Here is a 15,360-nt window from a genome sequence, read left to right as displayed (position 1 = left end):
AAACCAAAGATAGAAAAATTATGGAAGCGGGTGTAAAATTCCCTATTTATTTTATCAATGTTACTTGTGGTGATTACATTTTAATAAGCAAAGCCCGGAAACTCGATATTTACAATTTTCCAATGGCCGTTTTGCAATGCAAAGTACAATTTGAACGGACCGCTTACGATTTTTGATTCTTTCTTTAGCACCGCCCTGAAACCTGCCACCCCCTCTACAAAACCCATTCCCTTTCCGCCACTAAGCAATTCGAAATGCGTATCGATAATATCATATCTACCGCCCACATATTCATCAGACTGCCCAAAAATACCTTTAAGCCTGGAAATGATCACCTGTTTCTCCACTATCTTTCCTCCCGGAAGAATGAAAAAATCACTCAGTTCTTCTATAATCGCTTTAGATTGCTTAAACCATGCGCTAGTAAATCTTATCGCACTGCTTACGATATCGGCTCCATGGTTGAAAGTTGAGTTTTCCTGCATTTTTAAAAGGTGTCGTCCATAAGTTAACCGGTCAACACCAATGCTGACCGGTTAAAAACTTGGCGAAGTTAACTATTCTTTAGCCTTTCTCTAACTTCAGCAAGAGAATAATCGATCAATAAATTACCATCTCTAAAAACTTCTTTTAATTCGCCCTGCGCTTCTTCTTCCCAGCTACACTGATCTTTCAATTCATATTCGCCACTGGCATTTTTAAAGATTTGCAATAAACCTTTTGCAGATTTTTTGGTACCATCATCTGTAATCGGATCTTTAAAAATTTCCCGGCCAACACCAGCCACTTCGCCATAGGTAGCTTTCATTGCAAAACCGAAGGTGTCGCGGGTATTGTATTGGTAGGTGAAAGAACCGACGCCGAAAACCACATTGGTAGAGGCAAAACCTTTCGCTTTTAATCGTTCACAAATCTGAGTTGCACGTTCAGTTGTAATGCTATCACCGTAAATGGCACCTATCTGCGGAACCAGTTCTTTATAACCTTTATCGTTCGTTTTTCCGCCGAAAACGTCCCAAAGCAACTCAATTACCCCTTTTTTCTCATTTTCATCTTTTCCATCAGGGTTACCACAGATGATATCTACCGGGTCTCCGGAATCTGGCCTGATTACCACCTTTCCTTCCCTTGCAATAATATCATCTTTCAATGCTGGTAAATAAACGGTGAGTACTTTCCATAAATCCCAGGTATCTGATACGATTGAGACGATCCCTTTTGGATAAACTTCTACAATTAATCTTTTAAAGGTCTCCAGTTCACCGGTATTCGTACCCATACACATTACAGAGTGCTCGGTAGCGGCAACTGAGCCGCCAATTAATTCCTGATCTGAATCTGCATTGTAATATTCTTCGAGAAAATCGATTGCCGGGATCGTATCCGTTCCGGTGAAACTTAATAAGTGGCCAGCTGCTGAGGTTACCGCGGCTTCAATTCCGCCCATTCCGCGCATCGAAAAATCGTGTCCCTGCCAATCTACAAATTCTGGCACAGAGGAAGTTTCTGCAGCATATTTATCCATAATTGCCCGATATTGTTTGGCAATGGTAGCAGAATTACATGGCAACCACACCACGGCTGATAATAGGGTTTCAAAATAATTGGTCAGCCAGAAAAACTCTGGTAACGTATTGTACATGGTAAACATTGGCACACGAAGTGGCACTTCGGCGCCTTCCGGTAATGACTTAAAGACCATCGGGATATAACCAAGGTCGTGCAAATCTGCAATATGCTGCGTACCAACTAAATTTTCACCCAGATAATTGTTGATCCTGCGGGCATATTTTTTCAAAATCTCATCTTTCGGTTGTCCGAAGAAATTCTGATTAAAATCTTCAATAATGTATTTTTTGATGAAGTACTGTAAACCGAAAAGAACAACATGGCTTACATTATCCAGCCTGCTTTTCCTTGGTGTCCAGTTTGAATAAACCAGTGTGGTATCATCAGGGTATTGCCTGCGGTGGTCTACTTTGTATCCGTCTGTTAATAATAATGGGTTCATGATATTTTTATATTTATGGTTTAATTGTATAATGGTTAATTTTTATTTCTTCCTTTTTCATTTGGATAGAGGGATGGCAATGAATCACTTTGCCAAAAATTTTTGGTTTGAAGATCCAGACAGGAAAGTTTACCAGTAAAAGCGGCACCAGTGTCTATATTCCAAACATTGCAGCCCTGCATGGGCACATCAAAACCGTAATAAAGTGTTGGCGTATGGCCGATGTATATTTCGTGGTAAAGCAATAACCGTTTTGGATAGCGAAGCGAATCCTTTTCAATCTTGCTGTCTACCGTTAACGCCATTTCCCAAAGCGTTCTATCCCAAGAATAATTTGAAGAATAACGTTCTTTCTCCGGACCATGCATAGACGAAAATCCGGCGTGAATAAATAAGTTAGCCTGTTCATCTACGTAATAATCATGCATTTTTTCGAAAAAATCTAAATGCTTTTGTTTGGTAGATTCGTGCATTCCGCTATAACTTTCCATTGTTGATTTTCCGCCGTGCGCAAACCAGACTTTATCAACAATTCCTTCCGAAAGCCAATCGATACACCATGCATCGTGGTTTCCTTTGATGAAAACACAGGAATGAGTGTCATTCAACTGCATCAGATACTCAATTACCTGCGCAGATTCACTCCATCCATCCACATAATCACCCAGAAAAATCAGTTGATCATCTGTTGATACTTCAGCACGTTCGAATAACTGAATTAAGGCTTTTAATCCGCCGTGTATATCTCCTATCACCAATATTCTGTTCATTTTTTTATTCTATATTTTGAAGGCTAATCCTCAACAACAAACGTTCTATCTCAATTGCTTTAAAATTGATCAATTAAAATCTAACTGACCCCGCACTTCCATTAATGCGAAACCGAGAAGATTTAATCCCTTCCACTTATCAAAGTTTCTGACCTCAGGATCATCTTCGGATAAACCTATGCCCCATATGTTATCCACAGGACTCGCCTCTGCCAAAATTTTATTGCCCGTATTAATTAAAAATTCCCTTAGCGCTTTATGCTGGCTAAATTTATGAAAATTACCTTCCCGCACTATTTCATATCTGTTTTCCGACCAAACCGCTTCGTTATAATTCTTTACTTGTCTGCCCAGGCTTTTGACTTCCTCTGGTAAGGTAGCGGCCAAAATCTTCATCAATATTTCCTGATCATTAAACAACTCTGCCTTCTTACTCATCATCCAATGTTCGGCGGTTTTATATTCAATTTGATTGACAATAAAGGGAGCATCCCACCACTGGGTTAAACAAGATTTAGTGAGCACTCCGCCATCTGTAGCCTGATGTTCCCAAAAGAAAAAGAATTCGTCGGTTTCTTTAATCGCTGAAATATTGTATTTCTGCTTCTTCACAAACTTTGCCTCCATTTGTGCACAAAGCTTTTCAATTTCTGTTCTTTTCACCAGTACGTTTACCCATGTTGCCGGAATAGATTCAAATCCGTAAATCAAACCAGCTAACCCGCCAGCGATAGCAGCTGTTGTATCGGTGTCTTCACCCAGGTTAACGGCTTTCAGAACTGCATCTGCGTATGATTGAGTGGTGAGAACAGACCAGAGGCTTGCTTCCAGACTATGCAATACGTAACCGGATGAATAAATTTCATCTTCAGAAACTGTTGAAATATCACTTTCCAGAACTCGTTTAAAAAGATTTGTTTCGCTGCTTTCGAAGGTATTGCTTGCAATAAACTTTTTCACCGCAACCTGCATATTTAGATAAGCCGCCTTTTTATCGCTACCCTTCAAAAGTTCCAGGCCATAAACGATATAAATAAAGCAGGCAAAAACAGAACGGAAATGTGCGTGCGTAATGGACGAAACTTCTTTAATCCTGTCAAATATCACCTGATGATTTGTTTCATGCTGAAGATAAAATATCATCGGTAAAATCCGCATCAATGATCCGTTTCCATTATCTGCTTCGCGATTACCACCACAAAGAACAGGATCAGTTCCCTTTGCAATTTCATTGATCGCCTTACTGGTTGCAATTCCAATATCAAACACTTTGCCATGCGGTGTCCAGGTCTCAGCATTATACCATTTCAGAAATTTTTGAGCAATATCTTCAAGACTATAGCCATTACAAAGGCTTTCTGCCAAACAAAAGGTGAGTGAACTATCATCACTCCAGGTTCCAACCGGTTGATTGTGGGTTCCATAACCTTCCATCTCTTTTACAGGATTTTGCTTTAAATAAGTTCTTGATTTAAATTCAGCAGATACACCTAATGCATCACCAACGGCTAAACCCAACAAGGCACTATGAACATTTTTATTTTTCATTTTTATAAGGCTTTAACTTCCGGGCAATTCAGCTTAGCAGATATCGCGTAATTTTATTTGGGTAACGCCGCTATGCTCCACTTCTTTGATTGCGTCTGTGGTAAAAATCTGTTCAAAATATTTACTTAAGTCGTCAAATCCTTTACTAAAAATACCATGACTGATGGCCAGGTAAAGTTTACCTGCATTTTTAGCTTTAAGTGCTTCGGCTAAACCATTAAATGTTCCCCCACCATCACAAATATCATCTACAATTAAACAATCAGCACCACCGAGATCCTCAGCATACACCTTAAAACCAGACAGTCTTCCGGTTTTAACATCCCGGCTTTTTGAACACTCTACTACTTCAGCACCGCCTAAAAATTCAGAAACTTTATAAATTTTCTTCAAGGCTCCACCATCCGGAGAAATGAGTTTTACATCTGTTCCGATTTTAGCCATAACCTGTTTTATAAATTCGTGATTGGAAATGGTAACGCAGTTGTTAAGCAATGCAGGTGTTACTTCGCTATGTGGATCGAAAACGGTAACACTTGCTAAGTTCATGGCATTAATGATATCTGCATATACCTTTACGGATAAAGGCTCTCCGGGAATCATCACCCGATCTTGCCTGGCCGCCGGGAAATATGGAATAAAAAGGTTAATTTCCTTTACGCCCATTCTTTTTAAGGCATCAACAGTGATGCAGATTAATCCTAAATCGTTAAAAGAATTTATTCTTTGCGTAACGGTTACAGGTTCATCCTTATCAAAATCAGCCTGTATTTTGATATGCGGCTCGCCACCTGCGAATAAGAAAGACTGGTGTGCTATTGAGTTATTTTCGCCTAGCGGAGTAAAACTCGGATCTAAATTCAACATATATTTGCGTATTATTTACACAAATATAGAAATGATTTTTAAAATTCAAAAAATAATTTGTGTTTATTTTACGCAAACCTAATCTCAAACTGGAAATTCTCCTTCAAAAGCTGTTGGTATTTTGGCTTATCAAACATAAAAAGCTTTCCTGGTCTGCCGCTAGCCCCTATTTTAACTACCTTATTGGTTTCTTTCACAATCTCAAAACTTAAAATTTTTTTTCTGAAATTTCTTCTGTCAATATCTCTTTCGAGGATGGAACAATATAAATTTTCGAGATCTGAGAATAAAAACTCCTGGTCGAGTAAATCAAAACCGATGGGTTGATAAGTGAGTTTACTCTTTAAGCGTTGGTGTGCCAGGTTAACCATTTCGTTATGATCGTAACCTAACTGCGGCACTTCCCTTACCGGGAACCACCGGGCATCTTTCGCATCGGTATCGGCTTTTAACACAAAATTTTGGGGGTTAACCAATGCAAAATAAGCTACCGAAATAACCCTGAATCTTTCATCTCGATTTACATCATCTCCAAAAGTACCTAGCTGCTCCAAATAGTTTACCGTTATGCCGGCTTCTTCTTTAAGCTCGCGCTCCACAGCAGTTAATAAGGGCTCATCATCTTTTATGAAACCACCAGGCAAAACCCATCGATCGGCCAGTTCACCAAAGCGCTGCTGTACAGCCAGCACATAAAGCGTTCCTTTTTCATAACCGAAAACAATGGCATCAACAGCGATTTTGATATTTTGATTGATCATTCTTAGTTTGTGTAAAAACAACACAAAGTTAAGAAAATTCTTTATTTTGAATCATAAGCAACAACACTAACTATTGTTGGTGACAAAACTGCTATGGCTTTTAGTGAGATTCTTGCTGTAAAGATCCTGAATCAAGTTCAGTAAAAATGATTCTCTGAGCGTATCTTATCTGAATTTCTTCATCGCCACCCAAAGCTTTTCATCCATCTGGTAAACATCAGGGCGATACTCAATTTTATCATTTTGTGCCCAGGCAGTAAAATAAGTGATCAATAAAGGCACTGCTTTTTTTGGCCCGAACCAGGCTGGCTTTAACTGAAATGCTTTGGTAGTATCCGCCTTTGCAGCAAGTCTTTTTTTGTACCATTTAACATGTGCACTGTCGATAGGAGGCAAGTCAACTTCAGCTCTTAATTTATCATAAGTATAACTATCTCCCACTAACTTTTCTGCAAATTCTAACGGCTTTTCTATTCGCACACAACCATGACTAATTGCCCGGTTACTTAAGTTAAAACCGTTCTTATTATTGGTATCATGAAGGTAAATACTGGAGCCATTATCGAAGATAAATTTGAACTTTCCAAGTGCGTTTCCATTACCCGATCCCTGCTTAAATTTAAAGGGTAATTTATCTCTGGAATACCGGTTCCAATTGATGGTATCAGGCTCACCAATCAACCTGTCTTTATAGTAAACTTTAATGTTGCTATTTGATAAATAATAGGGATCCTTTCTAGCCATCCAATAGATCTCACTTTGCGCAATACTTACCGGAATATTCCATACCGGATTGGCCTGAATTGAGTTAATTTTACTGAACAATAAAGGCGTCTCATGGTTCTTTGGCTTATCATCTAAATTACCCGATTTTGCAAATGCTTTTAGCTTATCTTCATAACCATTTTCACGCTTTCCACCAACACAAACTTTCATGCTGATTACGGTATCGGTTTTATCAAACCAGGTAAGTTTAAAATCAGGGATATTCACCTGAACGTAATTTGATCCTGTTTCGGGCATTTTCCATCGAAAACGCTCCATATTTAACAGTAAGATCCGCTTTTCGCTTTCTGTGCTGGCATTTAAATAAGCCCGCTGCAAGCCTTTATATTGTGCAGAATTTGGCTGAACGGCTTTTAAGGTATCCAGCATACTTTCAGAAGCCAATAATTTAATCATCCCTGTACTATCCGGACGTTTAACCTTAATATAATAGCGTGAAAAGATGTTCCGAGGATTGACTACTCCATATTTAAGAAAATTGTTGTAATTTAAATAAGCATTGGCAGAAAGTGCTTCAAGCCTGGCAATTACAGGGTATGTCTCTTCCACTTTCTTAAATTGATTATCAGAAAGTTCTTTCAACAGGGATTTAAGCTGCTCAACTTTAAATATTTCGGGATTAAAACCATGCACTTTGCTATTTTGCAGATAGGTAATTAGTGAATCTAATTCCCCGTTAGTGTAGAATTTTGTAACCAACCTGGGCTCGCGACCGTTTTCCTCATAAAAAGCCTTCACCGTTTTGGGATTAATAAATCCTGATGATAAACTGTCTAATGTTTTTACGAAAACACTGTCGTAGGCAACAGTATCGAAATCTTTGTAAATCTTGTTCTTAAAGTGCTCTGAGAGTACTTTTCCAATTTCAGGTGGCGATTTAAACCAGTTACAAGCTGAAACACATATAATAAAAGGAATAATAAGAAAGCGAAAGTTTTTCAACACGTTATTTTTAGGCAAAAATAGATTTAATTATCTAACGAAATATAAATGGCAAATTAAGTGCCATTATTTTTTGATTTACGGTTTCAAACACTATATTTGCCAGCGCTAGTCAGCTAAAGCATTGATATTGGCAGAAATATATTTATGAACTTAACTTTGAACCATCACTTACATTTACATCATCGCCGTTAGGCGATATGATATGTTTGTTTTGTACTTCAAAACTTTTTTTCCGTAAAATACTTTCTTGTTCACTCTATATTCAATACTTTGAAAACACTTAAAATTGCTATCCAGAAATCGGGTAGGTTAAACGAAAAATCCGTTGAAATCTTAAAAAACTGTGGTCTTTCATTCGAAAACTACAAAAGCTCACTAATCTCAACGGTGACCAACTTCCCTTTAGAAATCCTTTTCCTTCGTGATGATGATATTCCCGAATATGTACAAGATGGCATCGCCGATCTGGGTATTGTAGGTGAAAATGTAATCGTAGAAACCAAGGCAGAAGTAAGCTATTTACAAAAACTAGGCTTTGGAAAATGTACACTTAAAATTGCTGTTCAGGCCACAAGTAATATTCAAAATCTGGAAGAACTAAACGGCAAAGCTATTGCCACTTCTTATCCGGTTATTCTGGAAAACTTCTTACAGGAAAAAGGAATAAAATCCGATGTGAGAACCATTTCCGGTTCGGTAGAAATTGGTCCGGGTTTAGGCTTAAGCGATGCGATTTTTGACATCGTTTCTACAGGCGGAACATTGAAAAGCAATGGACTAAAACCCTTCGCAGATGTAATGCAATCTGAAGCCATTTTAATTGGTAATAAATCAATCGCTGACAATCCTGAGGTGGCAGAATTGCTGCAAAGAATCCGCTCCGTACTGAGTGCAAAATCGAATAAATATGTGGTACTAAACGTATCAAAAGATAACCTCCAAAAAGTTGTTGATTTGTTGCCAGGTGTTAAAAGTCCAACCATAGTTCCGTTGTTTGAACCTGATTGGGTTGCCGTTCATTCTGTAATTGCCGAAGAAGATTTTTGGGACAAAATTAACAGTCTGAAAGCGGCAGGTGCCGAAGGTATTTTAGTGATGCCAATTGAAAAAATAATCACCTAAAATCGGTCGAAATTACATTAATCAACATTAACTAATAGTTAATTTAAAATGATAAGCAATTGAAAGTCTACAACTACCAGGATTTATCTAATCAAAACATTAAATCACTCTGTTCGCGACAAATTGAGGATGATAAATTGATCGAAGACCGCGTTATTAACATCATAGAAACGGTAAAAAAAGAAGGAGATAAAGCGCTGTTAGATTTTGCAAAAGCATTTGACAAAGTCGATCTAACCAGACTGTTTCTGGATGCTGAAGAAATAAAAACTATTGCATCCACTATTCCGGCTGATGCGAAAAGTGCGATCGATACCGCACATCAAAACATCTTGAAATTTCACCAGTCGCAGGTTAAAAATGAAGAGAAAATAGAAACAATGCCCGGTGTGGTTTGCTGGAGAGAATCCAGGGCAATTGAAAAAGTTGGTTTATATATCCCTGGTGGAACCGCAGTGTTACCCAGCACCTTTTTAATGCTTGCAACCCCGGCAATTATTGCAGGCTGTAAAGAGATCGTAATATGTTCGCCACCGCAAGCCGATGGTAAAACAAACTGCTATCTTGCTTACTGTGCTATTCTTTTGGGGATAGATAAAATCTATCTGGTGGGAGGCGCTCAGGCCGTTGCCGCAATGGCCTTCGGAACAGAAACCGTACCGCAGGTTTATAAGATTTTTGGTCCTGGCAATCGCTATGTAACAATAGCAAAAACGATGGTGCAAAATAAAGTAGCTATTGATATGCCAGCTGGTCCTTCCGAGGTTTTAGTGATTGCCGATGAGACTGCCAATCCGTCATTTGTAGCTGCAGATCTACTTGCACAGGCTGAGCATGGTATTGATAGTCAGGCTATTTTAGTTTCCACATCTAATCATATCATAGCTGAGACACTAAAAGAAGTTGAAAATCAACTTAGTATCTTGCCTAGAAGGAAGATTGCAGCCAAAGCGATCAAAAATTCTTATACTATTTTGGTGGATAATTTGACCCAGGCAATGGATTTTTCAAATGAATATGCCCCTGAACACCTGATATTGGCTACGGAACATTTCGAAAACCTTATCCCGCTGATTATCAATGTAGGATCTGTATTCTTAGGTAACCTTACGCCAGAAAGTGCAGGCGATTATGCCTCAGGAACGAACCATACATTACCTACGAGTGGGTTTGCAAAGGCTTATTCGGGCGTATCATTAGATGCGTTCATTAAAAAAATCACCTTTCAGCATTTATCAAGAGCTGGTTTATCGAATATTGGCCCAACCGTTGAAACGCTGGCAGCAACTGAAGGTTTGGAAGCACACAAGAATGCAATTACTGTTAGATTAAAAACCGTAGAAGATGTAAAATAGAAGGTTTTAGGCAACATGCCAATCCCTTTTACCTTTTACCTTTTACCTTTTACCTTAAAAAATGGACATTAACGAATTAGTAAGAGAAAATATAAGAAACCTTAAACCCTATTCTACCGCCAGAGATGAGTTTAAAGGTCAGGCATCAATATTCTTAGATGCCAATGAGAACAGTTATGGTTCTCCCCTACCCGCAAATTACAACCGCTATCCTGATCCATTACAACTGGATCTGAAAGATGCCATCAGCAAAATCAAAGGTGTGCCTATCGAAAATACTTTCCTTGGAAACGGAAGTGATGAAGCCATCGACTTATTGTATCGCGCCTTCTGTAATCCGGGAAAAGATAACGTGATTATTTTGCCACCCACCTATGGAATGTATGAAGTTTCTGCTAACATTAATGATGTAGAAATCCGCAAAGTAAATCTGTTGCCAAACTTCCAATTGGATTTAGAAAAGATTGCAGAAACGATTGATAAAAACACCAAAATAATTTTCATTTGTTCGCCAAACAATCCGACAGGAAACTCAATAAACCGAACGGATATTGAAACGATCTTAGCCAACTTTAAAGGTATCGTGGTGATCGACGAAGCATACATTAATTATGCAAAACAAAAGACCTTTATTCAGGAGTTAACCGAGTATGGAAACCTGGTTGTTTTGCAAACTTTTTCAAAGGCCTGGGGGCTCGCAGCTTTGCGTTTGGGAATGGCATTTTCATCGACAAAAGTAATCGATGTTTTAAACAAAATTAAGCCACCTTATAACATCAATCAGGCAACACAAGATTTAGCTTTCGAAGCAGTAAAAAATATTGCAAAAGTGAACGATTGGATCAGAGAATCTGTCGCAGAAAGAGCACGACTTTCCACCGAACTAAACACGCTAAATATTGTTACAAAAGTTTACCCATCTGACGCGAATTTTATCTTAGTAGCGGTAACAGATGCAAACAAAATTTATGACACTTTAGTAGGTGATGGAATCATCGTTCGGGATCGTTCTAAAGTTACTTTATGTGAGGGATGTTTAAGGATTACTGTTGGCACAAAAGAAGAGAATGACAAACTGTTAAATGTTCTAAAAAATCTATCATGAAAAAAGTATTATTTATAGACCGGGATGGCACGTTGAACATTGAGCCGGATGATGAACAGGTAGACAGTTTTGCCAAACTAAAATTCTATCCACGTTCGATTTATTACCTTTCGAAAATTGCGAGCGAAATGGATTACGAACTGGTAATGGTAACGAATCAGGATGGATTGGGAACCCCATCGAATCCTGAAGAAAATTTCTGGCCTATCCATAATTTCATGTTAGATACTTTTGCTGGCGAAGGTGTGAAATTTAGTGAAATCATCATCGACAAAACTTTTGCAAAAGACAATGCCCCTACCCGTAAACCAGGAACAGGCTTATTGACAAAATATTTAACTGGTGATTACGATTTGAAAAACTCTTACGTAATCGGAGATCGGTTGAATGATGTAGTGTTGGCAAAGAATTTAGGTGCAAAGGCAATCTTCCTTCGCCAGAATGATGCACTTGGTTCTACTGAAGCATTAGACAAGCATGAAACTTTATTAGATATTATTATCTTAGAGACGCAGAAATGGGAAGACATTTATAACCTGCTTAAGGCCGGAAGCAGAAAAATTAACCATGTCCGGAAAACCAATGAAACAGATATTACCATTAACCTCGACTTAGATGGAACGGGAAAAGCTAAAATTGAAACGGGATTAAACTTTTTCGATCACATGCTAGACCAGATAGCCAGACATGGAAGTGTAGATCTGGAAGTAATTGCCAAGGGCGACCTTCATATTGATGAGCACCATACGATTGAAGATACTGGAATTGCGCTTGGGGAAGCTTTTGCAAAAGGTTTAGGGAACAAATTAGGCATTGAACGTTATGGCTTTTGCCTGCCAATGGATGATTGTTTAGCACAGGTTGCCATTGACTTTGGTGGCAGGAACTGGATTGTTTGGGATGCTGAGTTTAAACGTGAAAAAGTTGGAGATATGCCTACAGAAATGTTTTATCACTTCTTTAAATCCTTCAGTGATGCAGCAAAATGCAATTTAAACGTAAAAGCAGAAGGCGAAAACGAACACCATAAAATTGAAGCCATCTTTAAAGCTTTTGCAAAAGCCATTAAAATGGCGATAAAGCGCGATGCAGAGAAAATGGTTTTACCGAGCACGAAAGGAATGTTATAAATGAAAAAAGAGCAAGGATTAAGGATCAAAGATTTGGTTTCACATCTTTGATCCTTGCTCTTTTTTCTTTAATCTACAAGAAATGATTGGAATAGTGAATTACGGGGCTGGCAATATTTTTTCCCTTACCGCAGCTTTAGCGCGTTTAAACGTTGAATACGGCATGGTAAATACTGAAGCCGATTTGGAGAAATATAGCCATATTATCATTCCAGGTGTTGGCCATGCAGGCACTGCGATGGAAAAACTAAAGCATACTGGATTAGTCGCCGCCATAAAAGCATTAACAAAACCAGTTTTGGGTATTTGCGTGGGCATGCAGTTGATTACCGAGCATTCTGAAGAGGGTGATGCAGAACTGTTATCCATCGTTCCGGTGAAGACCAAAAAATTTGATAAGTCATTGAATATCAAAATCCCTCACATGGGCTGGAATGCGGTAAATCCTCAAAACAATCCTTTATTTGAGGGTGTTGAAGATAATACACAATTTTACTTCGTGCATTCGTACTTTATTGAATATAACCCTACTTTTGACATTGCGTCGGCGGGATACGGATTAAAGTTCTCAGCGGCAGTGCAAAAAGATAACTTTTATGGCGTTCAGTTTCACCCGGAGAAATCTGGCAAGGCTGGCGAACAGATATTAAAAAATTTTTCAAACTTAAGTTTATAAAATGTACATAATTCCTGCTATTGATATATTGGATGGTAAAGTAGTCCGTCTCCGCGAAGGCGATTACAACCAGAAAACTGAGTACGATGTTTCTATCGCCGAAATGATTGAAAAATACCGTTCTAACGGAACAGACTTTATTCACATCATTGATTTAAATGGTGCAAAAGGCGATTTCAGTAATCAGAAATCTCTTTTCGAAATCATTAAAAAAACCGAGATGAAGGTACAGTATGGTGGAGGCATCCGTACAATTGAGCAAGTAACCAATTTGCTTGATGCAGGAATTCAACGGGTAATTGTAGGTACCCAGGCCATTACTAACCCTGATTTTCTGCAACAACTGAGTGAGGCTTTTGCTAAAAAAGACGATTATGCAAACCGCATTATAATTGCCATAGACGTATTGGATGAAGTAATCAAATATTCGGGCTGGATGGAAAGTTCGCCAATCAAATTAATGGATTATGTAGATAAATGCCTTTCATTAGGCTTTTTCCGCTTCTTATGTACTGACATTAGTAAAGATGGAAAGTTAGGAGGCGCAGCTGTTGAGTTATATAAAAAACTGCTTGAGCATTCTCCGATGATTAAACTGATCGCCTCAGGCGGCGTAAGCTCAATGGAAGACATTCATGATCTTGCCAAATACCCGATTAGAAGTGTGGTGGTTGGAAAGGCGATTTACGAAGACAGGATTACAATCGAAGAAATTAAAGACTGGAATTTGAAGGCTTTGACCTCAATCTAGCGCAAACTTTAAAAAAGTCGTCATTGCGAGGCACGAAGCAATCTATTTTGCAAGAAAGATTGCTTCGTGCCTCGCAATGACGAAAACCGAAATTAAATGCTTAGCAAAAGAATTATCCCTTGCCTGGATGTAAAAGACGGTCGTACCGTAAAAGGCGTAAACTTTGTTGATTTACGAGATGCAGGTGACCCGGTAGAATTAGCAGCCCAATATGCACAACAGGGTGCAGACGAACTGGTTTTCCTGGATATTACAGCCACTCATGAACGTCGTAAAACGATGATTGAGATGGTAAAATCCGTTGCCCGTCAGCTGAATATCCCCTTTACCATTGGGGGCGGAATTACGGAACTTGCCGATGCCGAAGCGTTGCTGAATGCTGGTGCAGATAAAATCAGCATTAATTCTGCAGCTGTAAGGAATCCAAAACTCATTGAAGAACTGGCGAGAGCCTTCGGTGTTCAGTTTGTGGTTTTAGCGGTAGATACAAAATATGTTGATGGCAAAAACAGGGTTCATTTGAACGGTGGCCGTTTAATCACCGAACTGGAAACGGAGAACTGGATTAAACAGGCGGAAGATTTAGGAGCCGGAGAAATCCTCCTAACCTCAATGGATCACGATGGCACTAAAGCGGGCTTCGATTGTGGATTACTTGGTAAAATCAACCAAATGATCAACATTCCGATTATCGCTTCTGGCGGTGCCGGAAGCATGGAACATTTTACAGAGGTTTTCCAAAAGGCCAACGTTGATGCTGCACTCGCTGCATCAGTTTTTCACTATGGTGAGATCCTGATACCAGATTTAAAACAAGAATTAAAAAGAAATCATATTCCGGTAAGGATATAATTAAATGTGGAGTCGGCAGTCTTTAGTCATGAGCCGACTTTGCGAAATAAAAAAATAAAATGAATATCGATACATCATCTCTTGATTGGGAAAAAACGGCTGGCTTACTTCCTGTAATTATTCAGGATTATAAAACACTGGAAGTATTAATGCTGGGGTATATGAATGCTGAAGCTTTAGAAAAAACCCAAGAAGAGGGCAAGGTAACTTTCTTTTCGCGTTCTAAAAACCGCCTTTGGACTAAAGGTGAAACCAGCAATAATTTCCTTTACGTAAAAGAACTTTTTGTTGATTGCGACAATGATACCATCTTGATAAAGGCAGATGCAGTAGGTCCAACCTGCCACACCGGGAGCCGCAGCTGTTTCAAGACTGATTTTAACCAGAACTTCATTTTTGAGCTGGAAAACATCATTAATGACAGGTATGAAAACCCTGTAGAAGGCTCTTACATCAACAAAATGCGAAGCAAAGGTTTAAACAAAATTGCTCAAAAAGTTGGTGAAGAAGGTGTAGAAACTGTTATTGCTGCATTAGCGGAGAGTGAAGAAGAACTAATCGGAGAAGCATCTGATCTGGTTTTTCACTTACTATTCTTATTAAAAGAAAAAGGTTTGTCCATTCAGGATATTGCAAAAAATTTAGAGAAAAGACACAAATAAGGTAAAGGGTTGGAAGGTT

15 protein-coding genes are annotated in these 15,360 nt (G+C 38.7%); 8 read left to right on the top strand and 7 right to left on the bottom strand.

Annotated elements, in window-relative coordinates:
* Window positions 1-80 precede the first annotated feature (80 nt).
* From GJU39_RS16840 to GJU39_RS16810, 7 genes are all read right to left on the bottom strand, one after another.
* Window positions 81-485 carry a hypothetical protein gene (locus GJU39_RS16840; protein ID WP_154282169.1) on the bottom strand — a complete coding sequence of 135 codons (405 nt, stop codon included), beginning with the start codon at window positions 483-485 and terminating at the stop codon, window positions 81-83.
* A 68-nt stretch (window positions 486-553) separates the two neighbouring features.
* Window positions 554-2,011, bottom strand: coding sequence for a nicotinate phosphoribosyltransferase (locus GJU39_RS16835; RefSeq protein ID WP_154282168.1), 1,458 nt, complete (start codon window positions 2,009-2,011; stop codon window positions 554-556).
* 35 nt (window positions 2,012-2,046) lie between these two features.
* Complete coding sequence (locus GJU39_RS16830) at window positions 2,047-2,781, bottom strand: metallophosphoesterase family protein (RefSeq protein ID WP_154282167.1); 735 nt, start codon at window positions 2,779-2,781, stop codon at window positions 2,047-2,049.
* A 69-nt stretch (window positions 2,782-2,850) separates the two neighbouring features.
* Entirely contained in the window at window positions 2,851-4,329 is a 1,479-nt protein-coding gene (locus GJU39_RS23950; protein ID WP_167515708.1) for an ADP-ribosylglycohydrolase family protein, read from the bottom strand.
* 33 nt (window positions 4,330-4,362) lie between these two features.
* Window positions 4,363-5,196 (bottom strand): ribose-phosphate diphosphokinase, encoded by an 834-nt coding sequence (prs, locus tag GJU39_RS16820; RefSeq protein WP_154282166.1) that lies wholly within the window; start codon window positions 5,194-5,196, stop codon window positions 4,363-4,365.
* Window positions 5,197-5,264: 68 nt separating this feature from the next.
* Window positions 5,265-5,957: an NUDIX hydrolase gene (locus tag GJU39_RS16815; RefSeq protein ID WP_154282165.1), complete on the bottom strand. Its 693-nt coding sequence runs from the start codon at window positions 5,955-5,957 to the stop codon at window positions 5,265-5,267.
* A gap of 165 nt (window positions 5,958-6,122) precedes the next feature.
* The gene (locus GJU39_RS16810; protein WP_342448220.1) at window positions 6,123-7,688 is read right to left on the bottom strand and encodes a L,D-transpeptidase family protein; all 1,566 of its coding nucleotides are present in this window, start codon (window positions 7,686-7,688) and stop codon (window positions 6,123-6,125) included.
* Between the two features lie 270 nt (window positions 7,689-7,958).
* Here GJU39_RS16810 and hisG point away from each other — a divergent pair, with 270 nt between their 5' ends.
* The 8 genes from hisG to hisIE all read left to right on the top strand — a co-directional run bounded on the left by hisG (window position 7,959) and on the right by hisIE (window position 15,341).
* Window positions 7,959-8,810 (top strand): ATP phosphoribosyltransferase, encoded by an 852-nt coding sequence (hisG, locus tag GJU39_RS16805; protein WP_154282163.1) that lies wholly within the window; start codon window positions 7,959-7,961, stop codon window positions 8,808-8,810.
* Between the two features lie 59 nt (window positions 8,811-8,869).
* Window positions 8,870-10,165 (top strand): histidinol dehydrogenase, encoded by a 1,296-nt coding sequence (gene hisD, locus GJU39_RS16800; RefSeq protein ID WP_154282162.1) that lies wholly within the window; start codon window positions 8,870-8,872, stop codon window positions 10,163-10,165.
* A 61-nt stretch (window positions 10,166-10,226) separates the two neighbouring features.
* Window positions 10,227-11,270, top strand: coding sequence for a histidinol-phosphate transaminase (gene hisC / locus GJU39_RS16795; RefSeq protein WP_154282161.1), 1,044 nt, complete (start codon window positions 10,227-10,229; stop codon window positions 11,268-11,270).
* The gene (hisB, locus tag GJU39_RS16790; protein WP_154282160.1) at window positions 11,267-12,400 is read left to right on the top strand and encodes a bifunctional histidinol-phosphatase/imidazoleglycerol-phosphate dehydratase HisB; all 1,134 of its coding nucleotides are present in this window, start codon (window positions 11,267-11,269) and stop codon (window positions 12,398-12,400) included. Before hisC ends, hisB begins: the two co-directional genes overlap by 4 nt.
* A gap of 82 nt (window positions 12,401-12,482) precedes the next feature.
* Entirely contained in the window at window positions 12,483-13,076 is a 594-nt protein-coding gene (gene hisH / locus GJU39_RS16785) for an imidazole glycerol phosphate synthase subunit HisH (RefSeq protein WP_154282159.1), read from the top strand.
* A gap of 1 nt (window position 13,077) precedes the next feature.
* Complete coding sequence (gene hisA, locus GJU39_RS16780) at window positions 13,078-13,827, top strand: 1-(5-phosphoribosyl)-5-[(5-phosphoribosylamino)methylideneamino]imidazole-4-carboxamide isomerase (protein WP_154282158.1); 750 nt, start codon at window positions 13,078-13,080, stop codon at window positions 13,825-13,827.
* Window positions 13,828-13,923: 96 nt separating this feature from the next.
* Entirely contained in the window at window positions 13,924-14,679 is a 756-nt protein-coding gene (hisF, locus tag GJU39_RS16775; protein WP_154282157.1) for an imidazole glycerol phosphate synthase subunit HisF, read from the top strand.
* Window positions 14,680-14,738: 59 nt separating this feature from the next.
* Window positions 14,739-15,341: a bifunctional phosphoribosyl-AMP cyclohydrolase/phosphoribosyl-ATP diphosphatase HisIE gene (gene hisIE / locus GJU39_RS16770; protein ID WP_154282156.1), complete on the top strand. Its 603-nt coding sequence runs from the start codon at window positions 14,739-14,741 to the stop codon at window positions 15,339-15,341.
* Window positions 15,342-15,360: the final 19 nt, after the last annotated feature.

This window comes from Pedobacter petrophilus (genome assembly GCF_009674725.1).
In the GTDB taxonomy this organism is placed as follows: Bacteria; Bacteroidota; Bacteroidia; order Sphingobacteriales; family Sphingobacteriaceae; genus Pedobacter; species Pedobacter petrophilus.
Note: the sequence above shows the minus strand (reverse complement) of the source record. Positions and strands in the feature narration are given on the sequence as shown.

Coding starts and splice junctions, on each gene's coding strand:
- GJU39_RS16840 (WP_154282169.1), bottom strand. CDS start 485: ATGCAGGAAAACTCAACTTTCAACCATGGAGCCGATATCGTAAGCAGT.
- GJU39_RS16835 (WP_154282168.1), bottom strand. CDS start 2,011: ATGAACCCATTATTATTAACAGACGGATACAAAGTAGACCACCGCAGG.
- GJU39_RS16830 (WP_154282167.1), bottom strand. CDS start 2,781: ATGAACAGAATATTGGTGATAGGAGATATACACGGCGGATTAAAAGCC.
- GJU39_RS23950 (WP_167515708.1), bottom strand. CDS start 4,329: ATGAAAAATAAAAATGTTCATAGTGCCTTGTTGGGTTTAGCCGTTGGT.
- prs (WP_154282166.1), bottom strand. CDS start 5,196: ATGTTGAATTTAGATCCGAGTTTTACTCCGCTAGGCGAAAATAACTCA.
- GJU39_RS16815 (WP_154282165.1), bottom strand. CDS start 5,957: ATGATCAATCAAAATATCAAAATCGCTGTTGATGCCATTGTTTTCGGT.
- hisC (WP_154282161.1), top strand. CDS start 10,227: ATGGACATTAACGAATTAGTAAGAGAAAATATAAGAAACCTTAAACCC.
- hisB (WP_154282160.1), top strand. CDS start 11,267: ATGAAAAAAGTATTATTTATAGACCGGGATGGCACGTTGAACATTGAG.
- hisH (WP_154282159.1), top strand. CDS start 12,483: ATGATTGGAATAGTGAATTACGGGGCTGGCAATATTTTTTCCCTTACC.
- hisA (WP_154282158.1), top strand. CDS start 13,078: ATGTACATAATTCCTGCTATTGATATATTGGATGGTAAAGTAGTCCGT.
- hisF (WP_154282157.1), top strand. CDS start 13,924: ATGCTTAGCAAAAGAATTATCCCTTGCCTGGATGTAAAAGACGGTCGT.
- hisIE (WP_154282156.1), top strand. CDS start 14,739: ATGAATATCGATACATCATCTCTTGATTGGGAAAAAACGGCTGGCTTA.